Origin of the sequence: Pseudomonas sp. GM25 (assembly GCF_000282255.1) — a bacterium.
GTDB lineage: Bacteria > Pseudomonadota > Gammaproteobacteria > Pseudomonadales > Pseudomonadaceae > Aquipseudomonas > Aquipseudomonas aphyarum.
The window spans coordinates 28,198-51,457 of record NZ_AKJQ01000031.1 but is presented as its reverse complement, the minus strand read 5'-3'; the positions used below and the strand labels follow the sequence as shown (position 1 = coordinate 51,457).

19 protein-coding genes are annotated in these 23,260 nt (G+C 61.0%); 12 read left to right on the top strand and 7 right to left on the bottom strand.

Annotation, left to right across the window (positions count from 1 at the left end; genetic code table 11):
* Positions 1 to 440 precede the first annotated feature (440 nt).
* From peaA to peaD, 4 genes are all read left to right on the top strand, one after another.
* Positions 441 to 2,021, top strand: coding sequence for a quinohemoprotein amine dehydrogenase subunit alpha (gene peaA / locus PMI24_RS09145; RefSeq protein WP_007953096.1), 1,581 nt, complete (start codon positions 441 to 443; stop codon positions 2,019 to 2,021).
* An 81-nt stretch (positions 2,022 to 2,102) separates the two neighbouring features.
* Positions 2,103 to 3,533 (top strand): quinohemoprotein amine dehydrogenase maturation protein, encoded by a 1,431-nt coding sequence (gene peaB, locus PMI24_RS09140; protein WP_007953095.1) that lies wholly within the window; start codon positions 2,103 to 2,105, stop codon positions 3,531 to 3,533.
* 1 nt (position 3,534) lies between these two features.
* Positions 3,535 to 3,858, top strand: a complete 324-nt coding sequence (qhpC, locus tag PMI24_RS09135) for a quinohemoprotein amine dehydrogenase subunit gamma (RefSeq protein ID WP_007953094.1) — start codon at positions 3,535 to 3,537, stop codon at positions 3,856 to 3,858.
* Between the two features lie 23 nt (positions 3,859 to 3,881).
* Positions 3,882 to 5,003, top strand: a complete 1,122-nt coding sequence (peaD, locus tag PMI24_RS09130) for a quinohemoprotein amine dehydrogenase subunit beta (protein WP_007953092.1) — start codon at positions 3,882 to 3,884, stop codon at positions 5,001 to 5,003.
* 122 nt (positions 5,004 to 5,125) lie between these two features.
* Here peaD and PMI24_RS09125 read toward each other — a convergent pair whose 3' ends face one another.
* Together PMI24_RS09125 and PMI24_RS09120 are read right to left on the bottom strand one after the other, a co-directional pair.
* Positions 5,126 to 5,530 carry a lysozyme inhibitor LprI family protein gene (locus tag PMI24_RS09125; RefSeq protein WP_007953090.1) on the bottom strand — a complete coding sequence of 135 codons (405 nt, stop codon included), beginning with the start codon at positions 5,528 to 5,530 and terminating at the stop codon, positions 5,126 to 5,128.
* Between the two features lie 58 nt (positions 5,531 to 5,588).
* Positions 5,589 to 6,506, bottom strand: a complete 918-nt coding sequence (locus tag PMI24_RS09120; RefSeq protein ID WP_007953089.1) for an ADP-ribosylglycohydrolase family protein — start codon at positions 6,504 to 6,506, stop codon at positions 5,589 to 5,591.
* A 196-nt stretch (positions 6,507 to 6,702) separates the two neighbouring features.
* On the opposite strand from PMI24_RS09120, the gene PMI24_RS09115 reads away from it, so the two are divergent.
* Positions 6,703 to 7,191: an SRPBCC family protein gene (locus tag PMI24_RS09115; RefSeq protein ID WP_007953087.1), complete on the top strand. Its 489-nt coding sequence runs from the start codon at positions 6,703 to 6,705 to the stop codon at positions 7,189 to 7,191.
* Positions 7,184 to 7,999, top strand: coding sequence for an aminoglycoside phosphotransferase family protein (locus tag PMI24_RS09110; protein WP_007953084.1), 816 nt, complete (start codon positions 7,184 to 7,186; stop codon positions 7,997 to 7,999). The genes PMI24_RS09115 and PMI24_RS09110 overlap by 8 nt, the downstream gene beginning before the upstream one ends.
* Positions 8,000 to 8,288: 289 nt before the next feature.
* Here PMI24_RS09110 and acnA read toward each other — a convergent pair whose 3' ends face one another.
* On the bottom strand, positions 8,289 to 11,030 hold the full coding sequence (gene acnA / locus PMI24_RS09105) for an aconitate hydratase AcnA (RefSeq protein WP_007953083.1): 2,742 nt from the start codon (positions 11,028 to 11,030) through the stop codon (positions 8,289 to 8,291).
* Between the two features lie 222 nt (positions 11,031 to 11,252).
* Here acnA and rlmM point away from each other — a divergent pair, with 222 nt between their 5' ends.
* Complete coding sequence (gene rlmM / locus PMI24_RS09100) at positions 11,253 to 12,326, top strand: 23S rRNA (cytidine(2498)-2'-O)-methyltransferase RlmM (RefSeq protein WP_007953081.1); 1,074 nt, start codon at positions 11,253 to 11,255, stop codon at positions 12,324 to 12,326.
* A gap of 65 nt (positions 12,327 to 12,391) precedes the next feature.
* On the top strand, positions 12,392 to 12,643 hold the full coding sequence (gene tusA / locus PMI24_RS09095; protein ID WP_007953079.1) for a sulfurtransferase TusA: 252 nt from the start codon (positions 12,392 to 12,394) through the stop codon (positions 12,641 to 12,643).
* A 50-nt stretch (positions 12,644 to 12,693) separates the two neighbouring features.
* Here tusA and PMI24_RS09090 read toward each other — a convergent pair whose 3' ends face one another.
* The gene (locus tag PMI24_RS09090) at positions 12,694 to 14,103 is read right to left on the bottom strand and encodes an MATE family efflux transporter (protein WP_007953077.1); all 1,410 of its coding nucleotides are present in this window, start codon (positions 14,101 to 14,103) and stop codon (positions 12,694 to 12,696) included.
* A 179-nt stretch (positions 14,104 to 14,282) separates the two neighbouring features.
* Here PMI24_RS09090 and pdxB point away from each other — a divergent pair, with 179 nt between their 5' ends.
* On the top strand, positions 14,283 to 15,425 hold the full coding sequence (gene pdxB, locus PMI24_RS09085) for a 4-phosphoerythronate dehydrogenase PdxB (protein ID WP_007953072.1): 1,143 nt from the start codon (positions 14,283 to 14,285) through the stop codon (positions 15,423 to 15,425).
* Positions 15,426 to 15,482: 57 nt separating this feature from the next.
* Here the strand turns inward: pdxB and PMI24_RS09080 are convergent, their stop codons facing one another.
* Positions 15,483 to 15,662, bottom strand: a complete 180-nt coding sequence (locus PMI24_RS09080) for a PA1571 family protein (RefSeq protein WP_007953070.1) — start codon at positions 15,660 to 15,662, stop codon at positions 15,483 to 15,485.
* A gap of 258 nt (positions 15,663 to 15,920) precedes the next feature.
* Between PMI24_RS09080 and PMI24_RS09075 the strand changes: the two genes are divergently transcribed.
* A complete protein-coding gene (locus tag PMI24_RS09075; RefSeq protein WP_007953068.1) occupies positions 15,921 to 17,726 on the top strand; it encodes an ABC transporter transmembrane domain-containing protein in 1,806 nt (601 codons plus the stop codon).
* A 141-nt stretch (positions 17,727 to 17,867) separates the two neighbouring features.
* Here the strand turns inward: PMI24_RS09075 and PMI24_RS09070 are convergent, their stop codons facing one another.
* Positions 17,868 to 19,796, bottom strand: coding sequence for a transglycosylase SLT domain-containing protein (locus PMI24_RS09070; protein WP_007953066.1), 1,929 nt, complete (start codon positions 19,794 to 19,796; stop codon positions 17,868 to 17,870).
* Positions 19,797 to 20,011: 215 nt separating this feature from the next.
* Between PMI24_RS09070 and PMI24_RS09065 the strand changes: the two genes are divergently transcribed.
* Positions 20,012 to 21,934, top strand: a complete 1,923-nt coding sequence (locus tag PMI24_RS09065; RefSeq protein ID WP_007953064.1) for an ATP-binding cassette domain-containing protein — start codon at positions 20,012 to 20,014, stop codon at positions 21,932 to 21,934.
* A 75-nt stretch (positions 21,935 to 22,009) separates the two neighbouring features.
* On the opposite strand, the gene PMI24_RS09060 is transcribed toward PMI24_RS09065, so the two are convergent.
* Positions 22,010 to 22,447, bottom strand: a complete 438-nt coding sequence (locus PMI24_RS09060; RefSeq protein WP_007953063.1) for a universal stress protein — start codon at positions 22,445 to 22,447, stop codon at positions 22,010 to 22,012.
* A 103-nt stretch (positions 22,448 to 22,550) separates the two neighbouring features.
* Here PMI24_RS09060 and PMI24_RS09055 point away from each other — a divergent pair, with 103 nt between their 5' ends.
* Complete coding sequence (locus PMI24_RS09055) at positions 22,551 to 22,988, top strand: hypothetical protein (protein ID WP_007953062.1); 438 nt, start codon at positions 22,551 to 22,553, stop codon at positions 22,986 to 22,988.
* Positions 22,989 to 23,260 lie beyond the last annotated feature (272 nt).

The following is a 23,260-nucleotide window of genomic DNA, read 5'->3' as shown; positions in this document are numbered from 1 at the left end:
GGCGTTACAAGGTTCACCCGGACAATTCCGTTCGCTAGGCGCGGGTAAACAACCAATACAAGAGCCCCGTCATTGGCGGGGCTTGTTTTCGTGTGGGTTCGACAGGCGTCCCCCTCCTGGGAGTTTTTCATGGGGATGCTGCCAGCTCCGGGTCATCTGTCGCGCGACGCAATGTCGCTGACGCCGCAACAACTATGCTTGTCTCAGACTGCAACAGCTGTCGCGAAATTGGACGCCGGCAAGCACCGCCGGCACCGCCACTTCGCTTTGATCTTCACGTAACTGCTTGATTGAAAAGCTTATCGGCAAGCTGGCACGCTCCGTGTATTGCTCACAGCAGACGTTTCGCTTGCCTCCGTTCGTGCATCGCCACGAACGGCAGAAACCATAAAAACGATAAGCCACAACAATAAGAAAGCACCGTGCGAGGTTCGACGTTGATGAAGAGAAAACTCCGATCAGGCATGAGCGCCAGCCTGCTGGCCGTGGCCGCTTGCGTGGCCCTGCATTCGCCGTACAGCCTGGCAGCCCGCGATGCCCAGACCATCCTCAAGGAAACCTGCCAGGGCTGTCACACCCCTGAAACCGGCGACCAGTTGAGCCGCATCAGCCACCAGCGCAAGACCCCGGAAGGCTGGCTGATGAGCATCGCCCGGATGCAGACCATGCACGGTTTGCAGATCAGCGATGACGACCGTCGCACGCTGGTCAAATACCTCGCCGACACCCAGGGCCTGGCGCCCAGCGAAACCGATGGCGTGCGTTACGCGCTGGAACGGCGGCTGAACACCGTCGAGCAGTTTGACGAGAAAACCGCGCAGATGTGCGGCCGCTGCCACTCCGGTGCGCGGATCGCCCTGCAACGGCGTCCGGCTCAGGAATGGGAACGACTGGTGAATTTCCACCTCGGTCAATGGCCGTCACTGGAATATCAGGCCATGTCCCGCGATCGTGACTGGTTCGATATCGCCCGCAAGGAAATGGTCCCGCTGCTGGCCAAACGTTTTCCGCTGGATAACCCGGCGTGGCAGTCCTGGATCAAAACCGCACCGAAAGCGGAAGCTTTGGTCGGCGACTGGAGCTTCAGCGGCCACTTGCCGGGCAAGGGTGAACTGGCCGGCACCATGAGCGTCACCGCCGATGGCAGTGACACCTTCAAGGTCGCCGTCAGAGGTCAGTACGCCGACGGCAGCCCGTTCAACGGCGACGGCAGTGCGATCCTCTACAGCGGCTACGAATGGCGCGGCAACGTGACCGTCGATGGCGTGACCATGCGTCAGGTGTTTGCCGCACAAGGCAACGCCATGCAGGGCCGGATGTTCGAGGCCGAGCACGATGAGCGCGGTTTGGATTTCGTTGCGGCTAAACAGGGTTCGCAGCGCTTGCTGGCGGTGCAGCCGGGTTATGTGAAGGCCGGCAGCGAAACCGAAGTGACCCTGATCGGCAGCGGTCTGAGCGGCAAACCGAACTTCGGCAAAGGCGTGGACGTGGTCGAAGTGGTCGAGCAGAACGCCGACCGGATCAAGGTCAAAGTCAAAGCGGCAGCCAATGCCCAGCCAGGTCTGCGCGCGGTCAGCGTCGGCAGCCTGAAAGGCCCGAGCCTGTCGGTGTACAGCAAGATCGCCTCGGTCAAAGTGGTGCCGGAATTCTCGGTGGCACGGATCGGCGAGGGTGGCGGTTCGACGCCGAAAGTCCAGGGCCGCTTCGACGCCGAAGCCTGGGGCAAGGGGGCCGACGGCAAGCCGTATCGCATCGGCGTGTTCCCGGCGCAGTGGAAAGTCGAAGCCTTCGACGAGCGCGCCAAAGAGGACGAGGACGTCAAGTTCGCCGGCACCATGCAGGCTGACGCGGGCGTGTTTACTCCGGGCGATGCCGGGCCGAATCCGGCACGCAAGATGTCCACCAACAATGCCGGCAACCTCAAGGTGATCGCCGCCGTCGACGACGCGGGGAAATCCCTGACCGGCGAAGGCCACCTGATCGTCACCGTGCAACGCTGGAACAATCCACCCATTCCTTGAGTTGTCCTGAACCACAGCGATTCAGACACTTTTCGGAATGACCGCAAGTCCCCCAGGCGGGGCTTGCACAGGAGGTTTGCAATGGGCGCTATCTTGAATCTGGTCGAACGTAATCTGCACGAAGTGCACGTCGACGCCGACCGCATGCTGTTTCACATCCCCAGCAGTTCGCTGTTCGCCAGCGATGAACTGACCGGCACCATCATCGATGCGTTGCGCGGCCACGGCTGCTCCTCGGAAGACCTGATCCAGCGCCTCGGCGCGCGGTTCAACGGCGAGGAAATCAACGAGACCCTGCGCGAGCTGATTTCGCTGGAACTAGTCAGCGACGGCTCGCCGCTTACGCCGGACATCGCGGTCAAACGCGTCGAGCGCACGGCGATCAACACCGTGGTGCTCAACGTCAACACCGGCTGCAACCTGAGCTGCACCTACTGCTACAAGGAAGACCTCGACAAGCCGTCCGCCGGCAAGAAAATGGACGTCGAAACCGCCATCGCTTCGGTGGAAATGTTGCTGCGTGAGTCCCCCGACGAAGAACGGTTCACCGTGGTGTTTTTCGGCGGCGAGCCGCTGAGCAATCGCAAGCTGATCGAGTACATGGTCGATTACTGCGAGAAGCGATTTGCCGAGGCCGGCAAGTTTGTCGAATTCGTGATGACCACCAACGCCACGCTGCTTACCGAAGAAACCGTGGACTACCTGAATGCCCACCGCTTCGGGTTGTCAGTGAGCATCGACGGGCCGAAAACCGTGCACGACCGTAATCGCATCACCGTGGGCGGTCAGGGCACTTATGACGTGGTGCGGCGCAAGGCCGAAATGCTGCTGTCGCGCTACAACAGCCGTCCGGTCGGCGCGCGGGTGACCCTGACCACCGGCGTCACCGACGTTGAAACCATCTGGGATCACCTGTTTAACGAACTGGGGTTTGCCGAAGTCGGATTTGCTCCGGTCACGTCCGGTGATATCAGCAGCTTCAACCTGACCACTGACGAGTTGATCGAAGTGTTCGCCAGCATGAAACGCCTCGGTCGGCGTTATCTGGAAGCCGCGCTGGAACACCGCAATATCGGTTTCTCCAACCTGCATCAACTGATCACCGACATCCACGAAGGCCATAAAAAGGCCCTGCCGTGCGGCGCCGGATTGAAGATGCTGGCGGTCGATCACAAGGGCGAACTGAACCTGTGCCATCGTTTCACCGGCTCGTCGCTGCCGACCTTTGGCAACGTCCACAGTGGCGTTAAACAGGTCGAGTTGAACGACTTCCTGTCCCAGCGCCTGGATCGCACCAACACCGGTTGTCATGACTGTCAGATCCGCAACCTGTGTTCCGGCGGCTGCTACCACGAGAGCTATGCCCGCTACGGCGATCCGGCCCATCCGACTTATCACTACTGCGAACTGATGCGTGACTGGGTCGACTTCGGCATCGAGGTCTACACCCGGATCATGGCCAACAACCCTGCGTTCATCAGCAGCTACATCACTCCGCGCAAGGCTCACTGATATGAAACATCTCAAGGCAATCAATAACAAAGCGTTGAAGCTGGATCAGGCCGCGATTGATAACCGCATCGAAGAAGTGGTGGCGATGAGCTCCGTCGCCGGCTGTGCCTCGACCACCGACCCGGGCTGGGAAATCGATGCGTTCGGCGGGGTGTCGTCGCTGTGCCAGCCGATGGAAGCTGACCTCTATGGCTGCTCCGATCCGTGCTGGTGGCCGGCCCAGGTGCCGGACATGATGAGCACCTACCCGGACTGGAACAAGGATGCCCAGGCGTCCAACGACAACTGGCGCAACCTCGGCACTGTCTTCCCGAAAGACAAGTGATCCCCAAGAAGAAGGATTCCAGCATGCCTAGCCTCAACAAAGCCTGCGGCCTTGCCGCATTCGCGGTTCTGAGCGCCTGTTCGCTTCCGGTTCTGGCCGATGAAAACACCGCGCTGCAAGACGGTCACGAGTACATGTTGACCACCAATTACCCGAACAACCTGCACGTCATCGACCTGGCGACCGAAAGTTTGTACAAGACATGCAAGATGCCTGACGCCTTTGGCCCCGGCACTGTGCAGCTTTCGCCGGATCGCAAGACCGCGTATGTGCTGAACAACCATTACGCCGATGTCTACGGTGTTGAACTGGACAGTTGCAAGCAGGTGTTCCACGCCAGCATCACCCAGCAGCCGGGGGAAAAGGCGCGGTCAATGTTCGCCTTTACCGTCAGCCATGACGGCAAGGAGCTGTACACCATCGCCAACCCGACCCAGATGCTCAATGACCGATACGAGGTCAAACAGCCGCGTCTGGACGTGTACGCCACCGACGCCGGGATGGACGCCAAACCGGTGCGCAGCTTCCCGGCGCCACGGCAGTTGACGATCATGCAGAGCGGCGATGACGGCACGCTCTACGTCGCCGGTGCCGATGTGTACAAGGTCGATGTGACGAGCGGCAAGTTCGACGTGCTGATCCCCAGCCGTCACTGGAAACGCCCGAACTACAGCGCGCCGGACGTGCTTTACGTGTGGAACCAGCAGACTTACCGCCACGATTTCTCTCTGCTGTACACCGCCGCCAAGTTCAAGGACAAGAAGCAGGATCCGGCCACCGCTGAATACCTGTACGGCTTGTTCAGCGTCGATCTGAAAACCGGCAAGACCGAAACCACCGATTTCGGCCCGCTGACCGAGATCTACTTCAGCGGCATGCGCTCGCCGAAGGATCCGAACCTGATGTTCGGCGTGCTCAATCGTCTGGCCAAGTACGACATCAAGCAGAAAAAGCTGATTCAGGCGGCGACACTGGACCATTCCTACTACTGCATTTCGTTCAACAAGGAAGGGAGCAAGATCTATCTGGCCGGGACGTTCAACGACGTGGCGATCTTTGATGCCGAGACCATGAAACAGACCGGCAGCATCAAATTGCCGGGTGGGGATATGGCGATTACTACGGCGCAGATTTTTGTTCGGTAATTAGCGGCGTCAGGGATGACGCCTTCGCGAGCAAGCTCGCTCCCACAGGGAATTTGTGAACGGCACAAAACCAATGTGGGAGCGGGCTTGCTCGCGAAGAGGCCTTCAAAAACTCTGGAAAATCAGGCCCCGGGCACCGGGCAGCTCATGTCACCTTCCTCACATTTCAAATACTGTTTGAGCGCTTCGGTTCGCGTCTTCGTCACCGATGCGATGCAATTGTTGTAGATCAACGGATAAACACTCCCGCCTGCCACGCCGGATGCCGAAAACTTGCACTCGGCATCACGAAAGCCAATCCACGCCCGTTGCGCGCTCACCAGCAGTTTCTTGCCATCAGGGTTGTCCTTCAACCGGGCGGTAATCTGCTGATAAACCGTGTTCAACTCCTTGTCCGCCGCTTTGTTTTCCTGCGCGGCGCACTGATTCATCGTCGCCTGATCGCTGGCATTGGCGCAGTCCACGGCAGCGTGAGCAACAGAAGTGAAAAGAAAGGGTGTCAGGGCCAGAAGCAGGCGTGGGGACATGAGTCATCTCGCTTTGATGAATGAACGTGCCGGGCAGTTTAGCGACTTCGTGGCGCCATCAGGGTTTGTGCTGTCTCGATGCGTTGAGCAAGCGTTCGGCGGTCGCGGCAATTTCCTCTCCGTCATGCAGTTTTTCCAGCCATCCGAACGGGATTCCCTGCACGCCGTAATGGGCGCCGGCCAACTGGCCGACGATGGCAGCCGTGGTGTCCGCGTCATCGCCCAGATTCGCCGCTTGAAGGACGGCCGCGGCAAAACTGTCGGTGTGCTGGAAGCACCATAACGCCGCTTCCAGGGATTCGACGCAGTAACCACTGCCGCGAATGTCGCGCTCGGTCTTGTGCAGGTACTCGCCCCGGGCAATTGCCGCCACCTTGGGCTGGCTGAAGGCTGTTGGCGGCAGGGTGCGCAATTCTGCTTTCGATGCGCCTTCCAGGGCCTTGCCGAGCAGTTCGGCAAACAGCTGGCAACATTCAACGGCCTCGGGCGCCGCGTGCGTGGTGCGCGAACTGTCGGCGGCGAATCGCCTGACTTTCCGGGCATCGGGGAAATAAAACAGAACCACGGGCACCAGTCGCATCAACGAGCCATTGCCGGCACTGTGCGGGTCAGTAGAGCCGGCAAACGGCTCTCCGGTGTGTTGGTAGCGATCCAGCGCCTGACTCACGGTCATGCCGACATCGAAACATTCGCCGGTCGAACTCAGATAACCCCATTGCCACCAGTTCAGGTAGCGGCCCATCTGGTCAGCGGCATCGAAGCCGTTTTTGTTCAGCAGACTTTCCGCCAGGCACAACGCCATCGAGGTGTCGTCGGTCCATTGACCGGGCTTGAGGCGAAACGGCCCGCCACCAACCATGTCGGTCAGGGGCTGGAAGCTGCCGCGCGGCTGGAATTCGACGGTGGTTCCCACGGCATCGCCGCAGGCCAGGCCGAGCAGGGCGCCACGGTAACGTTCGGGGAGAGAGAGCTGCATGATGACGTCCTTGTGTCGTTCAGTTCGCTGCGAACGTTATCAGTTTCGCCGCGCTTATCCGTGCGCATTCTGACGAACCGGCGCCGCAAAATACTGCCGGATATTTCAATCAGTCCCGACCGTTGCACTGGATTGATACAACTTCGGATTGGACATGTGGTCATACAAGCCTACTGTTCAAAACAGGAGGTGACGTATGAAACCAGTACCCAACAGCTTTGAACGTAAAATCATGCTCAGGTCGCCGCGCTCCCATGTCTGGCGCGCCCTGGTCGATGCCGAGGCGTTCGGCCAGTGGTTCGGCGTTGCGCTGGAGGGCCGGCGGTTTATCGCGGGTGAATGGACGCAGGGGCAGGTGACGTACCCCGGTTATGAACATGTGCTCTGGAACGTGCTGGTGGAACGGGTCGAGCCGCAGCAGCTGTTTTCCTTCCGCTGGCACCCGTACGCGGTGAACCCGAAAATCGACTACTCCCAGGAGCCGACCACGCTGGTCAAATTCGAACTGCAGGACTACGAGAACGGCACACTGCTGAAAGTCTCCGAGTCAGGTTTCGCGCACATTCCAGACGTGCGCCAGAAGGAGGCGTACTACATGGACAGTCGGGGATGGGAGGAACAGCTGAGTCGACTTGAGCACTTCCTCACGGAGAGCGACCGGGCCCGCGAGCGTGAAGGTGGCTGATCTCGACCTGTTCACGCCGTGGCTGGAACGCTGGGCGCTGGCGCCGGACGGCAAGCCGATCATCACCCCGGGCAGCCGTCTGTTGCCGGTGCGTCAGGGCGATGCACCGGCGATGCTGAAAGTCGCGGTGGACGACGAAGAAAAGTACGGCAACCTGCTGATGACCTGGTGGGACGGTGACGGCGCCGCCCGGGTGCTCGCTCACCACGACGAAGGCCTGTTGCTGGAGCGGGCGATGGGCCCGCGTTCGTTGATGCACATGGCGCTCAACGGTGAAGACGACGAGGCCACGCGGATCATGTGCCGAGCCTTGGCCCGGCTGCACGCACCGCGACCGACGCCGCCACCGCCGTTGGTGGAACTGGCACCGTGGTTCGCTTCATTACGAGTGGCGGTGGCCCGATACGGCGGCCAATACGCCGAATGCCTGCAAACCGCCCAAACCTTGCTTGCTGAACCGCAGGACGTAGTGGTGCTGCACGGCGACATGCACCACGACAACGTTCTCGATTTCGGCCCACGAGGCTGGCTCGCCATCGACCCCAAGCGGGTGCAGGGCGAGCGCGGTTACGACTATGCCAACCTGATCTGCAACCCGGAATTGCCCACCGCCACCGACCCTGAGCGCTTTCGGCGACAAGTCGACGTGATCTGCGAGGCAGCGGCAATCGAGCGAAAACGCCTGCTGCAATGGGTGCTGGCGTTCGCCGGACTGTCTGCCGCGTGGTTCATGGAGGATGACGAGCAAACCGCGGCAAAAGGACAGCTGAAAGTCGCGCAACTGGCGGCTTCTGCGCTCGATGCCTGACACGCCTAGGGGTTTTCGGAAGGCTCGCTATGGCGAATGTCTTACACGCGATGGTAGCTATTTCGACTATTGCCGATTGGATCCACAGCGTAATCTAGCCTCATCAACTGAAGCACAGGGAGTGTTTCAGGATCACGGATGATCGACCATTAGCAAGGATCGCTGCCGACAGGGAGTCGATAATGGTCTTGGGAAAAACCCGCTTCGGCGGGTTTTTTTTCGTCCGCAGAAAAGTGCCGTGCCCAAACAGAAACACCGCCAATCGGCGGTGTTTCTGCATCTGCAGGTTTTAAGAGGCGATCAACTGGCGCAACACGTAATGCAGGATCCCGCCGGACTTGAAGTACTCGACCTCGTTCAAGGTATCGATGCGGCACAGCACTTCGATTTTCTCCTGACGCCCGTTTTCACGGGTGATGACCAGGGTCAGGTTCATCCGTGGCGTCAGCTCGACACCGCTCAGGCCCTGAATCTCCAGGGTTTCCTTGCCGGTGAGGTTCAGGCTCTTGCGGTTCTGATCCAGCTTGAATTGCAACGGCAACACGCCCATGCCCACCAGATTGGAACGGTGGATGCGCTCGAAGCTTTCGGCGATCACCGCTTTCACGCCCAGCAAGTTGGTGCCCTTCGCCGCCCAGTCGCGGCTGGAACCGGTGCCGTATTCTTGCCCGGCAATCACCACCAGCGGCGTGCCCGAGGCTTGATAGCGCATGGCTGCGTCGTAGATCGCCAGTTTCTCGCCGGTCGGAATGTAGATCGTGTTGCCACCTTCTTCGCCGCCCAGCATTTCGTTGCGGATACGGATGTTGGCAAACGTGCCGCGCATCATTACTTCGTGGTTGCCCCGGCGCGAGCCGTAGGAGTTGAAGTCCCGTGGCTCGACGCCTTGCTCGCGCAGGTAACGCCCGGCCGGGCTGTCGGCCTTGATATTGCCGGCGGGGGAGATGTGGTCGGTGGTCACCGAGTCGCCCAATAACGCCAGCACTCGCGCGCCTTTCACATCGGCGATCACCGGCAAAGGCCCAGAAATGTCGTCGAAGAACGGCGGGTGCTGGATGTAGGTCGAATCCGCCTGCCAGACGTAAGTCGCCGCTTGCGGCACTTCGATAGCTTGCCACTGTTCGTCACCGGCAAACACCTCGGCATATTCCTTGTGGAACATGGCGGTGTTGACCTGATTCACCGCATCGGCGATTTCCTTGCTGCTCGGCCAGATGTCACGCAGGTACACCGGATTGCCCTGCTGGTCATTGCCCAGCGGTTCGCTGCTGATGTCGGTGCGTACCGTACCAGCCAAGGCATAGGCGACTACCAGCGGCGGTGACGCCAGCCAGTTGGTTTTCACCAGCGGATGCACCCGGCCTTCGAAATTGCGGTTGCCGGACAACACCGAAGCCACGGTCAGGTCGGCTTTCTGGATGGCTTTCTCGATCGGTTCCGGCAGCGGTCCGGAGTTGCCGATGCAAGTGGTGCAGCCGTAGCCGACCAGCGAAAAACCGAGCTGATCGAGGTACTGCGTCAGCCCGGCGGCTTTGTAGTAATCGGTGACGACTTTCGAACCCGGAGCCAGCGAACTCTTCACCCACGGCTTGCGGGTCAGGCCCTTTTCCACGGCTTTTTTCGCCAGCAGGCCGGCAGCCATCATCACGCTCGGATTGGAGGTGTTGGTGCAAGAGGTGATTGCGGCAATCACCACCGCGCCGTTTTTCAGACGATAGGTGTGGCCGTCGTACTCGTAATCTGTTTCGCCGACCAGATCGGCGTTGCCCACCGCGACACCGCCACCGCCTTCGCTTTCCAGACGTCCTTCTTCTTTGCTGGTAGGTTTGAATTGCAGGTCTAGGAAGTCGCTGAAGGCCTGGCCGACATTCGGCAGCGAGACGCGGTCCTGCGGACGTTTCGGCCCGGCGAGGCTGGCTTCGACGCTGCCCATGTCCAGCGCCAGGCTGTCGGTGAACACCGGTTCCTGACCGGGCAGGCGCCACAGGCCCTGAGCCTTGGTGTAGGCCTCGACCAGTTTCACCACTTCCGGCGGACGGCCGGACAGGCGCAGGTAGTCCAGCGTCACGTCATCCACCGGGAAGAAGCCGCAGGTCGCGCCATATTCCGGGGCCATGTTGGCGATGGTCGCGCGGTCGGCCAGCGGCAGGTCGGCGAGGCCGTCGCCATAGAACTCGACGAATTTGCCGACCACGCCTTTCTTGCGCAGCATCTGGGTCACGGTCAGCACCAGGTCGGTGGCGGTGATGCCTTCCTTGAGCTTGCCGGTGAGTTTGAAACCGATCACTTCCGGAATCAGCATCGACACCGGTTGCCCGAGCATTGCGGCTTCCGCCTCGATCCCGCCGACGCCCCAGCCGAGTACGCCGAGGCCGTTGATCATGGTGGTGTGGGAGTCAGTGCCGACCAGCGTGTCGGGGAAGGCATAAGTGCGGCCGTCTTCGTCCTTGGTCCACACCGTGCGGCCGAGGTATTCGAGGTTGACCTGGTGACAGATCCCGGTGCCCGGCGGCACCACGCTGAAGTTGTCGAAAGCGCTCTGGCCCCAGCGCAGGAAGGCGTAGCGTTCGCCGTTGCGCTGCATTTCGATGTCGACGTTCTGTTCGAAAGCGCTGGCGCTGGCGAATTTGTCGACCATCACCGAGTGGTCGATCACCAGATCCACCGGCGACAGCGGGTTGATCCGCTGCGGATCACCGCCGGCCTTGGCCATGGCGGCGCGCATCGCGGCCAGATCGACCACGGCGGGAACGCCGGTAAAGTCCTGCATCAGCACGCGGGCAGGGCGGTACTGTATTTCGCGCTCGGAGCGGCGCTCCTTGAGCCACGCGGCAATTGCCTTGAGGTCGGCGCCGGTGACGGTTTTTTCATCTTCCCAGCGCAGCAGGTTTTCCAGCAGGACTTTCAGCGACATCGGTAGCTTGTCGAGATCGCCCAAGGTCTTGGCGGCATCCGGCAAGCTGAAATAGTGATAAGTCTTGTCGTCTATTTTCAGGGTTTTAAGGGTGTTCAGACTATCGAGGGACGGCATTACGATCACTCCTTTGAATCCGCACGGCTACGGATAGAGGGGACGAATAGAGCTTTAAACCTAGCCCTGTTTTAGGTAGCTGGCTAATAACTGGACTCTATGGACAGAACCAAGGTTCCGACATGGGCTATCATGCGCCGGTTTTCGTGACAGGCTTTGCTTCAACGCAGGGTCTGGGCATCGCGCAGGGGATGAATGATCGCCCTCTGCCCAGGAGTAAGAATGAACACCCTATTCATGCATTGCCGGCCAGGCTTCGAAGGCGAAGTCTGCTCGGAGATTTCCGACCTCGCCGCCCAATTGAACGTGGCCGGCTACGCCAAGGCCAAACCGGCCACCGCTTGCGCCGAGTTTGTCTGCACCGAAGAAGACGGTGCCGAGCGCCTGATGCGCGGTCAGCGTTTCGCCGAGCTGATCTTCCCGCGCCAGTGGGCGCGCGGTTTTTTCATCGATTTGCCGGAAAACGATCGCATCAGCGTGATCCTCGCGCACATGGCTGAATTCCCGGTCTGTGGCAGCCTGTGGCTGGAAGTCGTCGACACCAACGACGGCAAGGAACTGTCGAACTTCTGCAAGAAGTTCGAAGGCCCGCTGCGCAAGGCGCTGACCGGCGCCGGCAAACTGGTGGAAGACGCCAGCAAGCCGCGTCTGCTGCTGACCTTCAAAAGCGGTCGTGAGGTGTTCCTCGGTCTGGCCGATGCCGGTAACTCGGCGATGTGGCCGATGGGCATTCCGCGCCTGAAGTTCCCGCGCGAAGCGCCGAGCCGTTCGACCCTGAAACTGGAAGAGGCCTGGCACCACTTCATCCCCCGTGATCAGTGGGAAGATCGCCTGCACAGCGACATGACCGGTGTCGACCTCGGCGCGGCGCCGGGCGGCTGGACCTGGCAACTGGTCAATCGAGGCATGCTGGTGACCGCCATCGACAACGGCCCGATGGCCGAAAGCCTGATGGACACCGGCCTGGTGCAGCACTTGATGGCCGACGGTTTCACCTTCAAGCCCAAGCAACCGGTGGACTGGATGGTCTGCGACATCGTCGAGAAACCGGCGCGCAACGCCGCGATGCTCGAAGAGTGGATCGGCGAGGGGCATTGCCGGGAAGCGGTGGTCAACCTCAAGTTGCCGATGAAGCAGCGTTACGCCGAAGTGACGCGCTTGCTCGAACGCATCGCCGATGGTTTCAAGGCCCGTGGGATCAAGGTCGACATCGGCTGCAAGCAGCTGTACCACGACCGCGAGGAAGTGACCTGCCATTTGCGCCGCCATGACGTGAAGAAAACCAAAGCCCGCTGAGCACGCGACAGGTGACCGAACACCCGGCATTGGGCGACAATGCCGGCCAGTTTCAGGAGTAAATCATGAGTGAAATGATTGATACGCCGGTCGACGGCACCCTCGACGCCACGGGCCTCAACTGCCCGGAGCCGGTGATGATGCTGCACCAGCACATCCGTGACCTGGTGCCCGGCGGCCTGCTCAAGGTGATCGCCACCGACCCGTCGACCCGCCGCGACATCCCCAAGTTCTGCGTGTTTCTCGACCATGAACTGGTGGGGCAGCACGAAGAGGCCGGGACCTATCTGTACTGGATCCGCAAGAAGTCCGGTTGATCGGAAGGCAAAAAAAAGACCTGCATGTGCAGGTCTTTTTTTATGGGCGATCAGCCCATCGAACGGCTGATGCGAATGCGTTTGCGTGCACTGCGCGTCAGGCGGATCGACAGCATCAGCGCCGCGCAGCTGAGGCCGACGATCAGGCCTTCCCACAAGCCGCTCGGGCCGCGTGGCTCGCCGAGCCAGTCGGTCAGGCCGAGGGCGTAACCCACCGGCAGGCCTATGCCCCAATAGGCGAACAGAGTCAGGATCATCGTCACCCGGGTGTCCTGATAACCGCGCAGGGCGCCGGCGGCGGTGACCTGGATCGCGTCGGAAAACTGGAACAGCGCCGAGTACACGATCAGCATCGCCGCGATGTGAATCACCATCGGATCCGACGTGTAGATCGCCGCAATGTGTTCGCGCATCAGCAGCATCATGCTCGCCGACAGGCAGGCGTAAGCCAGCGCGGTGCCCATGCCGACACCCGCAGCGAATCGCGCTTCACGGGGTTCTTCACGGCCCAGAGCCTGGCCGACCCGCACGGTCACGGCCATGCCCAGTGAATACGGAATCATGAACACCAGCGAGCTGACGTTCAGCGCGATCTGGTGCCCGGCAACGACCGTGGCGCCGAGGCTGCCGATCAGCAGCGCGATCACCGCGAAGATGCTCGACTCGGCAAACACCGCGATGCCGATCGGCAGACCGATGGCCAGCAAACGCTTGATCACCGCCCATTGCGGCCAGTCGAAACGGCTGAACAGTTCGCTCGACTTGTAGGCCGGCGCCCAGCGCTCGTAACCGGCCAGACCCAGTGCCATCACCCACATCACGATCGCCGTGGCCCAGCCGCAACCGACGCCGCCCATGGCCGGTACGCCGAAGTGGCCATAAATGAACACGTAGTTCAGCGGAATGTTCAGCGCCAGGCCGCACAGGCCCAGCACCATTGCCGGCCGTGTGCGGCCGAGGCCGTCACTGGTGCAACGCAACACATGGTAGAAGGCAACGGCCGGCAGACCGCTGGCGATGCCGTGCAGGTATTGCATGCACGGGCCGATCAGCTCCGGATCGACTTTCATCAAGTGCAGGATCGGTTCGGCGCTGAACAGCATGGTGGTCGCCATCAGTCCGACTACCAGAGCCAGCCACAGGGCCTGACGCACGATCGGGCCGATTTCACTGTGGGTGCCGGCGCCGAAGCGCTGGGCGACTTTCGGCGTGGTGGCCAGCAGGGTGCCGGTCATCAGCAGGAACACCGGCACCCAGATCGAGTTGCCCAGCGCCACGGCCGCCAGATCCTTGGGCCCCACGCGCCCGGCCATCACCGCATCGACGAAGCCCATGGCGGTGGTTGCCAGCTGCGCGATCATGATCGGCAGGGCGAGGCCGAGCAGATTCTTCAGCTCCAGGCGAACCCGGGCAGGGCGGTTGAGGGAAACGGCGGCAGGGCGGTCAGTCACGGAATTCACAGGCAAAGCGTCCACAGGGGTTGATGCGCAAGGCCGGGCATTCTACGCCGCTGACGTTATGGTCAGGAAAAATCCTCTGTTGCGGATTTGTAATCGCCGCGTCCCATCAAGAAATCACAGCCTGCTGGCTCATCGCAGTCCCAGCGCCTACACTGCCGATCCGCCCAAGGAGCCCCGCCATGCTGATTGTTGCCGACGAAAATATCCCGCTGCTCGATGCCTTTTTTGCCGGTTTCGGCGAGATCCGCCGGGTGCCGGGCCGTTCCATCGACCGGGCCACGGTCGAACAGGCCGACGTGCTGCTGGTGCGCTCGGTGACCAACGTCAACCGTGCACTGCTCGAAGGCAGCAAGGTGCGTTTTGTCGGCACCTGCACCATCGGCACCGATCATCTGGATCTCGATTACTTCAACGAGGCCGGGATCACCTGGTCCAGCGCGCCCGGCTGCAATGCCCGGGGCGTGGTCGATTACGTGCTTGGCAGCCTGATGACCCTGTCTGAAATCGAAGGCGTCGATTTGCGTGAACGCACTTACGGTGTGATCGGTGCCGGTGAAGTCGGCGGTCGCCTGATCAAGGTGTTGAAAGGTCTGGGCTGGAACGTGAAGGTCTGCGACCCGCCACGCCAAGTGGCTGAAGGGGGCGACTATGTCAGCCTGGAGCAGATCATCGCGCAGTGCGACGTGATCAGCCTGCACACCCCGCTGACCCGCACCGGCGATGGCGCGACCTGGCATTTGTTCGACGAGCAGCGTTTGCAGCAGCTCAAGCCCGGCGCCTGGTTGATCAACGCGGCTCGCGGTCCGGTGGTGGATAACACCGCGTTGCGCGAAGTGCTGCTGGAGCGTGAAGACCTGCAAGCGGTGCTCGATGTCTGGGAAGCCGAGCCGCAAGTCGATGTCGCGCTGGCCGAACTCTGCGTACTGGCGACGCCGCACATCGCCGGTTACAGCCTCGATGGCAAACAGCGGGGCACCGCGCAGATCTATCAGGCGTACTGCGAATTTATCGGTGAGCCCGCCAGCATTCAGCTCGGCGATCTGCTGCCGGCGCCGTGGTTGTCGGAAGTTTCCCTGCATGCCGACAGCGATCCGGCCTGGGCGCTGGCGATGTTGTGCCGTGGCGTATACGACCCGCGCCGGGACGACGCGGATTTCCGTCGTACGCTGCTGGGCAGCGTCGGTGAGCAACGTGCTGCGTTTGATCTACTGCGCAAGCAGTATCCGTCGCGACGCGAAATCGAAGGTTTGAAGGTGCGGATCGAGGGCGACTCGCCGGCCCTGCGCCAGATCGTGACCGCGTTGGGCGCTGTGGCTGTATAAACCGCAGGCAGAAAAAACCCGGCCTCTATGGGTCGGGTCAGGAAGACGGTGGCGATATCACTCTTGTTCGGCAGGCTTGACCAATCGCTTCTCCAGTTCGCGGCAGGCGTCCTGGATCATGTCTTCAGTGATCTCGATTTCACGCCCGTTTTCATCGATGATCGAGCAACCCAGAGGTTGGCCGGGCTTGGTGCGGATCACTTCAATCTTGTCTTCGCTGCTGTTTTGCAAGGACATGGCCTGTCTCCTCATCAGGTTGTGTGCCTAGATTAAAACCGTCAGGTGACCAGGCTGTGACAACTCCCTGCGGTCGGTCCGGAACGGCATCTCCACTCAAACAGAAATGACCGTCTGTCTCAACCCGGACCTTAGACCAATAGCATCTAGGGGGTAGTCTTGCCGGTCATATTTAACCTGACTCATTGTGATTTACAGAGTTCCACCCCATTGAGTGTCCAGGCTGGCCCCATTAATCAGCACACGACGTGAACCTGAATGATCCCGATGCTTTCCTCGCGCCACCGCCGGGCCCTGCGCCTGACCAGTCATTTCCTTGCCCCTTATCGCTGGCCGGCTTTCGGCGCACTGCTCGCGCTGATCGTCACGGCGGGCATCACCCTGTCGATGGGGCAGGGCATCAAGTTGCTGGTCGATCAAGGCTTCATGACCCAGTCGCCGCACCTGCTTAACCAATCCATCGGCCTGTTCATGCTGTTGGTGTTCGGTCTTGCGGTCGGCACCTTTGCGCGGTTTTATCTGGTGTCCTGGATCGGTGAACGCGTGGTGGCTGACATTCGCCGGCAGGTGTTCAACCATCTGGTGTACCTGCATCCCGGCTTTTACGAGGACAACCGCAGCTCGGAAATCCAGTCGAGGTTGACCGCTGACACCACGCTGCTGCAGTCGGTGATCGGCTCGTCGCTGTCGCTGTTCCTGCGCAATTTACTGATGGTTATTGGCGGTGTGGTGCTGCTGTTCATCACCAACCCAAAGCTCACCAGCATCGTGGTGATCGCACTGCCGTTGGTGATTGCGCCGATCCTGATTTTCGGCCGCCGCGTGCGTAACCTCTCCCGGCTGAGTCAGGACCGGATCGCCGACATTGGCAGCTACGTCTCGGAAACCCTCGGCCAGATCAAGACCGTGCAGGCCTACAACCATCAGGTGCAGGACGAGCAGCGTTTCGCCAGCACCGTCGAGCAAGCGTTCGAGACCGCGCGCAAACGGATTTTCCAGCGGGCCTGGCTGATCACGCTGGTGATCGTGCTGGTGCTTGGCGCCGTCGCGGTGATGTTGTGGGTCGGCGGCATGGACGTGATTGCCGGGCGGATTTCTGCCGGTGAACTGGCGGCGTTCGTGTTCTACAGCCTGATCGTCGGCAGTGCGTTTGGCACGTTGAGTGAGGTCATCGGTGAATTGCAGCGAGCAGCCGGCGCCGCCGAGCGCATCGCTGAATTGCTGCGTTCGGAGAACATCATCCAGCCACCGACCACGGGAATGGTGACGCTGCCGGAACGGGTCAAAGGCGAGCTGGAGTTGCAGGATGTGCGTTTTTCCTACCCTTCGCGTCCCGAAAGCCTTGCTGTCGATGGTTTGAGTCTGACGATTAATGCGGGGGAAACTCTGGCGCTTGTGGGGCCGTCCGGCGCGGGCAAGTCCACGGTGTATGACTTGTTGCTGCGTTTTTACGATCCCCGGGAGGGGCGGATCCTGATCGATGGCGTGCCACTGACGAGCCTCGATCCTCTGGACCTGCGTCGCTGCTTCGCGCTGGTCTCGCAAACCCCGGCGCTGTTCTTCGGCAGTGTCGAAGAGAACATTCGCTACGGCTGCCCGACCGCCACGCTGGAGCAGGTGCGGGAAGCCGCGAAAATCGCCCACGCCCATGATTTCATCGAACAGATGCCCGACGGTTATCAGACCCATCTGGGTGACGGCGGCCTCGGCCTGTCTGGTGGACAACGCCAGCGCCTGGCAATCGCCCGGGCGCTGCTGGTCGACGCGCCGATCCTGCTGCTCGACGAAGCCACCAGCGCCCTCGACGCCCAGAGCGAACACCTGATCCAGCAAGCGCTGCCGAGCCTGATGCAAAACCGCACCACACTGGTCATCGCCCACCGGTTGGCCACGGTGAAAAACGCCGACCGGATCGCGGTGATGGATCAAGGCAAACTGGTTGCGATCGGCACGCATCAGGAGTTGATTGCGAGTAATCCGTTGTATGCGCGGTTGGCGGCGTTGCAGTTCAATGATGGTCATCAGGCTTCGACCGACCAAGTAACCGACCAAGTAACCGACTAAGTAACCGACTAAGTAACCGACTAAGTAACCGACTAAGTAACCGACCTAGTAATCGACCTAGTAGAACGCCATAAAAAATGCCCGCATCTCTCGATGCGGGCATTTTTGTTTACGTCGATCTATCGGAGAAACACGCCCCGATCACTGATCGTCGAAATACCGCTCATGCCAGTCCACCAGCGGTTGCGGTGAGTTGAGTTTCTGGCCGTAGATCACCGAGTAGGACAGCACGTTCTGCACGTACTGGCGGGTTTCGTCGAACGGGATGCTTTCCACCCAGACGTCGAAGCTCAGGTGGTCGGCGCCGCGCAGCCACTGGCGCACACGGCCGGGGCCGGCGTTGTAGGCGGCAGAGGCGAGCACGCGGTTGCCGTTGAACTGGCTGTGCACCTGGCTCAGGTAAGCGGCACCGAGCTGGATGTTTTTATCCGGATCGAGCACCTGCTGTGGCGAGGCCAGCGGAATGCTGAACTTGCGCGCGGTTTCCTTGGCGGTGCCGGGCATCAGTTGCATCAGGCCGCTGGCGCCGACGCTGGAGCGGGCGTCGTCCATGAATGCACTTTCCTGACGGGTGATGGCGAATACCCAGCTCGAATGCAGGCCACGCACCTTGGCTTCGCGCACCAGAGTGTCGCGGTGGGCCATCGGGAAACGGATGTCCAGATCATCCCAGTACTGCGCCTGACTGATGGTGCGGATGGCCGGGAAGTACCATTTCAGGTCGTAGGCCAGTTTCGCCTGGGCGACCATTTCGTCGCGGCTGAAATGCCGGCTGACGTGATACCACTCGCGGCGACCGTCGACGATCTGCCCACGGGCGTGGAACTCCAGCGCACGACGCACGCCAGGGGTGTTGCGCACCTTGTTGATCAGCGCCTGACTGAGCACCAGCGGCTTGTTGTTCAGCGAGTAAGGCGACTGCGAGCGGTCGGCGGCGAGGAAACCGTAGAAATCACGCTCCCGCGACAGATTCTTGTACAGCGTCTGCGCTTCCGGGTTCTGCGGTTGCGCCAGTTCCAGACTGCGGGCCTGCCAGTAGCGCCAGCGGTTGGTAGTGGCCAGATCCTGCGGCAGACGGCGGGTCAACTGGTAGGCGTCGTCCCAGCGCGCCAGACGCAGCAGCAGGCGCAGGCGCCATTCGGACACCGTGTTGTCGCGCAGTTCAGGGTCGTATTTGGTCATCACGTCCAGCGCGCGGCTGTCGAAGCGACGGGCGAGGGTCAGGCCGATTTCCCGGGCGATCGCGACTTTTTCATCCCGTGAGAAATGCATGCTGCTGGCATAACCGTCGAGCAGGGCCATGGCCTTGTCCGGGTCCTGGCGCGCGAGGCGGCGCAGGCCGAGGCTGACCACGTCAGACATCGGTTCATCGGCCGGCGTGAAGCGCGACGGCTGGTTGAGCAGTTCCGGTTTCTGCGCCACGTCTACCAGCAGGCGACCGCGCGGGGCGAGGGTGGTCAGGCCGTTGACCAGGCTGTTGGCCAGCGGATAGTTGCGGTGCTGGGCGGCAAGTTTGGCGCGTTCCCAGCGTTTCTGTTCGGTCAGTTGACCCTCGGCGGCCCACATGCCGAACAGCGCATCACAGGCAGCGGGCTGGGATTTGCCGGTCAGCCAAAGCTTCTCGGCGTTGGCGTAGCCCTCGGCCTTCTTGTTGTGGCTGATCTGGTACTGCGCGTTCAGGCAGTCCAGTTCGGTGAAGTTCAGCTTGGGGTCGTAATACTTGACGAACGTCGCCCAATCGCCGCGATCGGCCAGCCAGCGCAGCCAGCGCAACTTCATCCAGTTGGCCTGGGGCAGGTCGCCGTGTTCGGCGAGGAATTTTTCGATCTCCGCGTTGCTGGCGGTTTTCAGCCGGGCGGTCAGCTCGTCGTAAGCCAGGTATGGCTCCAGCGGATAATCGGCGAGGGCCTGGCTGTAACGGAAATACGGGCCGGTGTCGCCCTTGGCCAGGGCGCGCTTGGCTTCATCGTAATACTGGCGTTGGGTGGACAGGTCCACCGCCTGGGCGGATTGAACGGCAGCGGCGGAAAGCAGCAAACATGACAAAACACTGAAGAGGCGACTGCGCATGAGACATCCGGGCAGAGAAATCATGACAAGTGCCGGCCCAAAACCCGCACTGAATTGTCTGTAGCTTAGCCTTTTGCCAGCAGGGGGCGAAAGCTTTGCCGGCCTTGCAGCACAAGTTCGCAACAATTGTTGTGCAGAGTGCGTCAGCGGCGAAATTGCCGGCCTGCTCGGGCCCCGATTCAGGTAGAATGCGCGCCCGGTTTTTGGAGAAGCTCATGACCCTGCTCAAATTCAGCGATGTGTCCCTTGCATTCGGCGCGATGCCGTTGTTGGACAAGGTGTCCTGGCAGATCGCCCGTGGTGAGCGGGTGTGCATCATCGGCCGCAACGGCACTGGCAAATCCAGCATGATGAAACTGGTCAAGGGCGACCAGAAGCCTGATGACGGCTCGGTGTGGCGTGCCCCCGGTCTGAAAATCGGTGAATTGCCACAGGAATTGCCGGTGGCCGACGAGCGGACAGTGTTCGACGTGGTTGCCGAAGGCCTCGACGGCGTTGGCGCCTTGCTCGCCGAATACCATCACCTGAGCCAGAACATCGTCACCGATGCCGATCTGGACAAGTTGATGCACGTTCAGCACGACCTCGAAGCGCGCGATGGCTGGCGCTTGCAGACCCTGGTCGACAGCACCCTGAGCCGCCTGCAACTGCCGGCCGACAAGACCCTCGCCGAACTGTCCGGCGGCTGGCGTCGTCGCGTGTTGCTGGCGCAGGCGCTGGTGTCCGAGCCGGATCTGCTGCTGCTCGACGAGCCAACCAACCACCTGGACATCGGTGCGATTGCCTGGCTTGAAGAAGCGCTGAAGGATTTCCAGGGCGCCGTGCTGTTCATCACGCACGACCGTTCTTTCCTGCAAAACCTCGCCACCCGCATCCTCGAACTGGATCGCGGTGGCCTGATCGACTGGAACGGCGACTACGCCAGTTTCCTCGTCCATAAAGAAGCCGCACTGGCCGCCGAAGAAACCGCCAACGCGCTGTTCGACAAGCGTCTGGCCCAGGAAGAAGTGTGGATTCGCCAGGGCATCAAGGCCCGTCGCACCCGTAACGAAGGCCGCGTACGTGCGCTGAAAGCATTGCGCGTGGAGCGCAGCGAACGTCGCGAGCGCACCGGCAAGGCCAACATCCAGCTGGAAACGGCGGAGAAGTCCGGCAAGCAGGTGATGGTGCTGGATAACGTGAGCTTCGCGCATCCGGGCGGCCCGTTCCTGATCCGCGACTTCTCCATGGTGCTGCAACGCGGCGACCGGATCGGCCTGCTCGGCGCCAACGGTACCGGCAAGACCACCCTGTTGAAACTGATGCTCAGCGGTCTGCAACCGACCAGCGGCAAAGTGGAAGAGGGCACCAAGATCGACGTGGCCTACTTCGACCAGTTGCGTCATCAGCTGGATCTGGAAAAGACCGTGATCGATAACGTCGCCGAAGGTCGCGACTTCATCGATATCGACGGCCAGAGCCGCCACGTGCTGAGCTACCTCGGCGACTTCCTGTTCAGCCCGCAGCGTGCCCGCACGCCGGTGAAGGCGTTGTCCGGTGGTGAGCGTGCGCGTCTGTTGCTGGCCAAATTGTTCAGCAAGCCGGCGAACCTGCTGGTACTCGACGAACCGACCAACGACCTCGACGTGGAAACCCTCGAGCTGCTCGAAGAAGTGCTGCTGACCTTCAACGGCACTGTGCTGATGGTCAGCCACGACCGGGCATTCCTCGACAACGTGGTTACCAGCACTCTGGTCTTTGAAGGTGAAGGCAAGGTTCGCGAGTATGTTGGCGGCTATCAGGACTGGATCCGTCAGGGCGGTTCGCCGCGTCTGCTGGGCGTGACCGAAAGCAAATCCGGCAAGGCCGACCTGAACTCGGCGGTGGTCACTGCCGAACCGGCTCCGGTTGCCGCACCAGTCGCTGCGGCCCCGGCTGCGAAGAAGAAACTGAGCTACAAGCTCCAGCGCGAGCTGGAAGCGCTGCCGGGCGACATCGACGCTAAAGAGCAGCAGATTGCTGCTGTCGAGGCTGAAATGGCTGAGGCCGGCTTCTATCAGCGTCCGCCGGCCGAGACGGCCAAGGTGATTGCTGCTCTGGAGCAGTTGCAGGCTGAGCTGGATGCGCTGGTGGAGCGTTGGGCCGAGCTGGACGCCTGATTGTTTCAAGGCATGAAAAAGCCCGGCGTCCAGTGATGGGCGCCGGGCTTTTTAGCTTTTCACAAGTGCCTGGGATCAGCGTTTGACCAAGTGCACTGCCAGCACATCGCAAGGTGCGCCGTGCAGCACGTCATTGGCGGTCGAGCCCAGCAACAGCGCCAGACCATGCCGGCCATGGCTGCCGACCACGATCAGGTCGCATTCCTGTTCCTTGGCGAAATGGTGGATTTCCTGACGCGGCTGGCCGTAGGTCAGGTGGCAGTTGGCGCCCTCGAGCTCGGTGTACTTGTGCTTCAGGCGTTCCAAGCGTTCCTTGGCCTGATCGAACTGTTGTTGTTGCAGTTGTGACAGATCCATCGGTACGTCACCGCCGAAGGCCATGGCCATCGGTTCAACGATATGCACCAGCGACAGCTTGGCGCCATTGCTCACCGACAGCTCTCGGGCGCGGTGGATCACAGGGTCGCACTCTTCGGTCAGATCTACGGCGACCAGGATATGGTGGTAGGGCATGAGGTGCTCCTCGTGAGGGATCAATATTGTTAAGTATGGCTGGTTTCAAGCGCATTGGTTCCAAAGTGACGCAATGGGCTCATGACAAAACGGGAGTAGAGATATGACGGTCTGGCTGGTGGTGTCAATCCTGCTGGTGGTGTTGAGTCCGCTTGCGTGGTTGCGTCCGTCCCGTGCACAGAGTGGCCGGATAGCCTTGCGCACCGAGGCTCGGCGCATCGGGCTGGCCATGCAGCTGGCGCCCCAGGAGTGGCCGCACTGGCTGAGCCAGGAGCCGCCAAACCCGTGCGCGCAATACCATCGGCCACGCCGTGGCAAGCAGCCGGCGTGCTGGACGTATTGGCAGAAATCCCCGGGGGTTTGGGTGAATCAGTGGCAGGAAGTCTGTGAGGATCCACAGCTGCTGAATCATTTCGAAAAATTGCCAGGCAACGTTTTCAAGGTCGAGGCGGATAAGCAGATGATCGCCCTCTATTGGGGCGAGAAGGGTGAGGCGTCGGTTTTGCTGGAGATTGATGCCACGCTGAAAGCGCTGGCATGACTTGCGGACTTTTCGCGCTGCAACGGTGCGAAACGTCTGGCAGACGCGCAATAAAAAGCCCGACATGATTCATCGGGCGGGGTTGGCCAGGCAGGCCGGAAATTCTTTTTGGCGTTGAACCGGGGTCATCCGGTCAGCAAATTTGCGCCTGTTTTCCTTCGTAGTCCAGCCAGCGTAGCCTGTTAAACAAGGCTTGCGGTGAATTAGGGCGACTTTTCTAACTATTAATCTTATGAATGCCCTCACATGCAAGCGTGTGTGGCCGGGCTGCG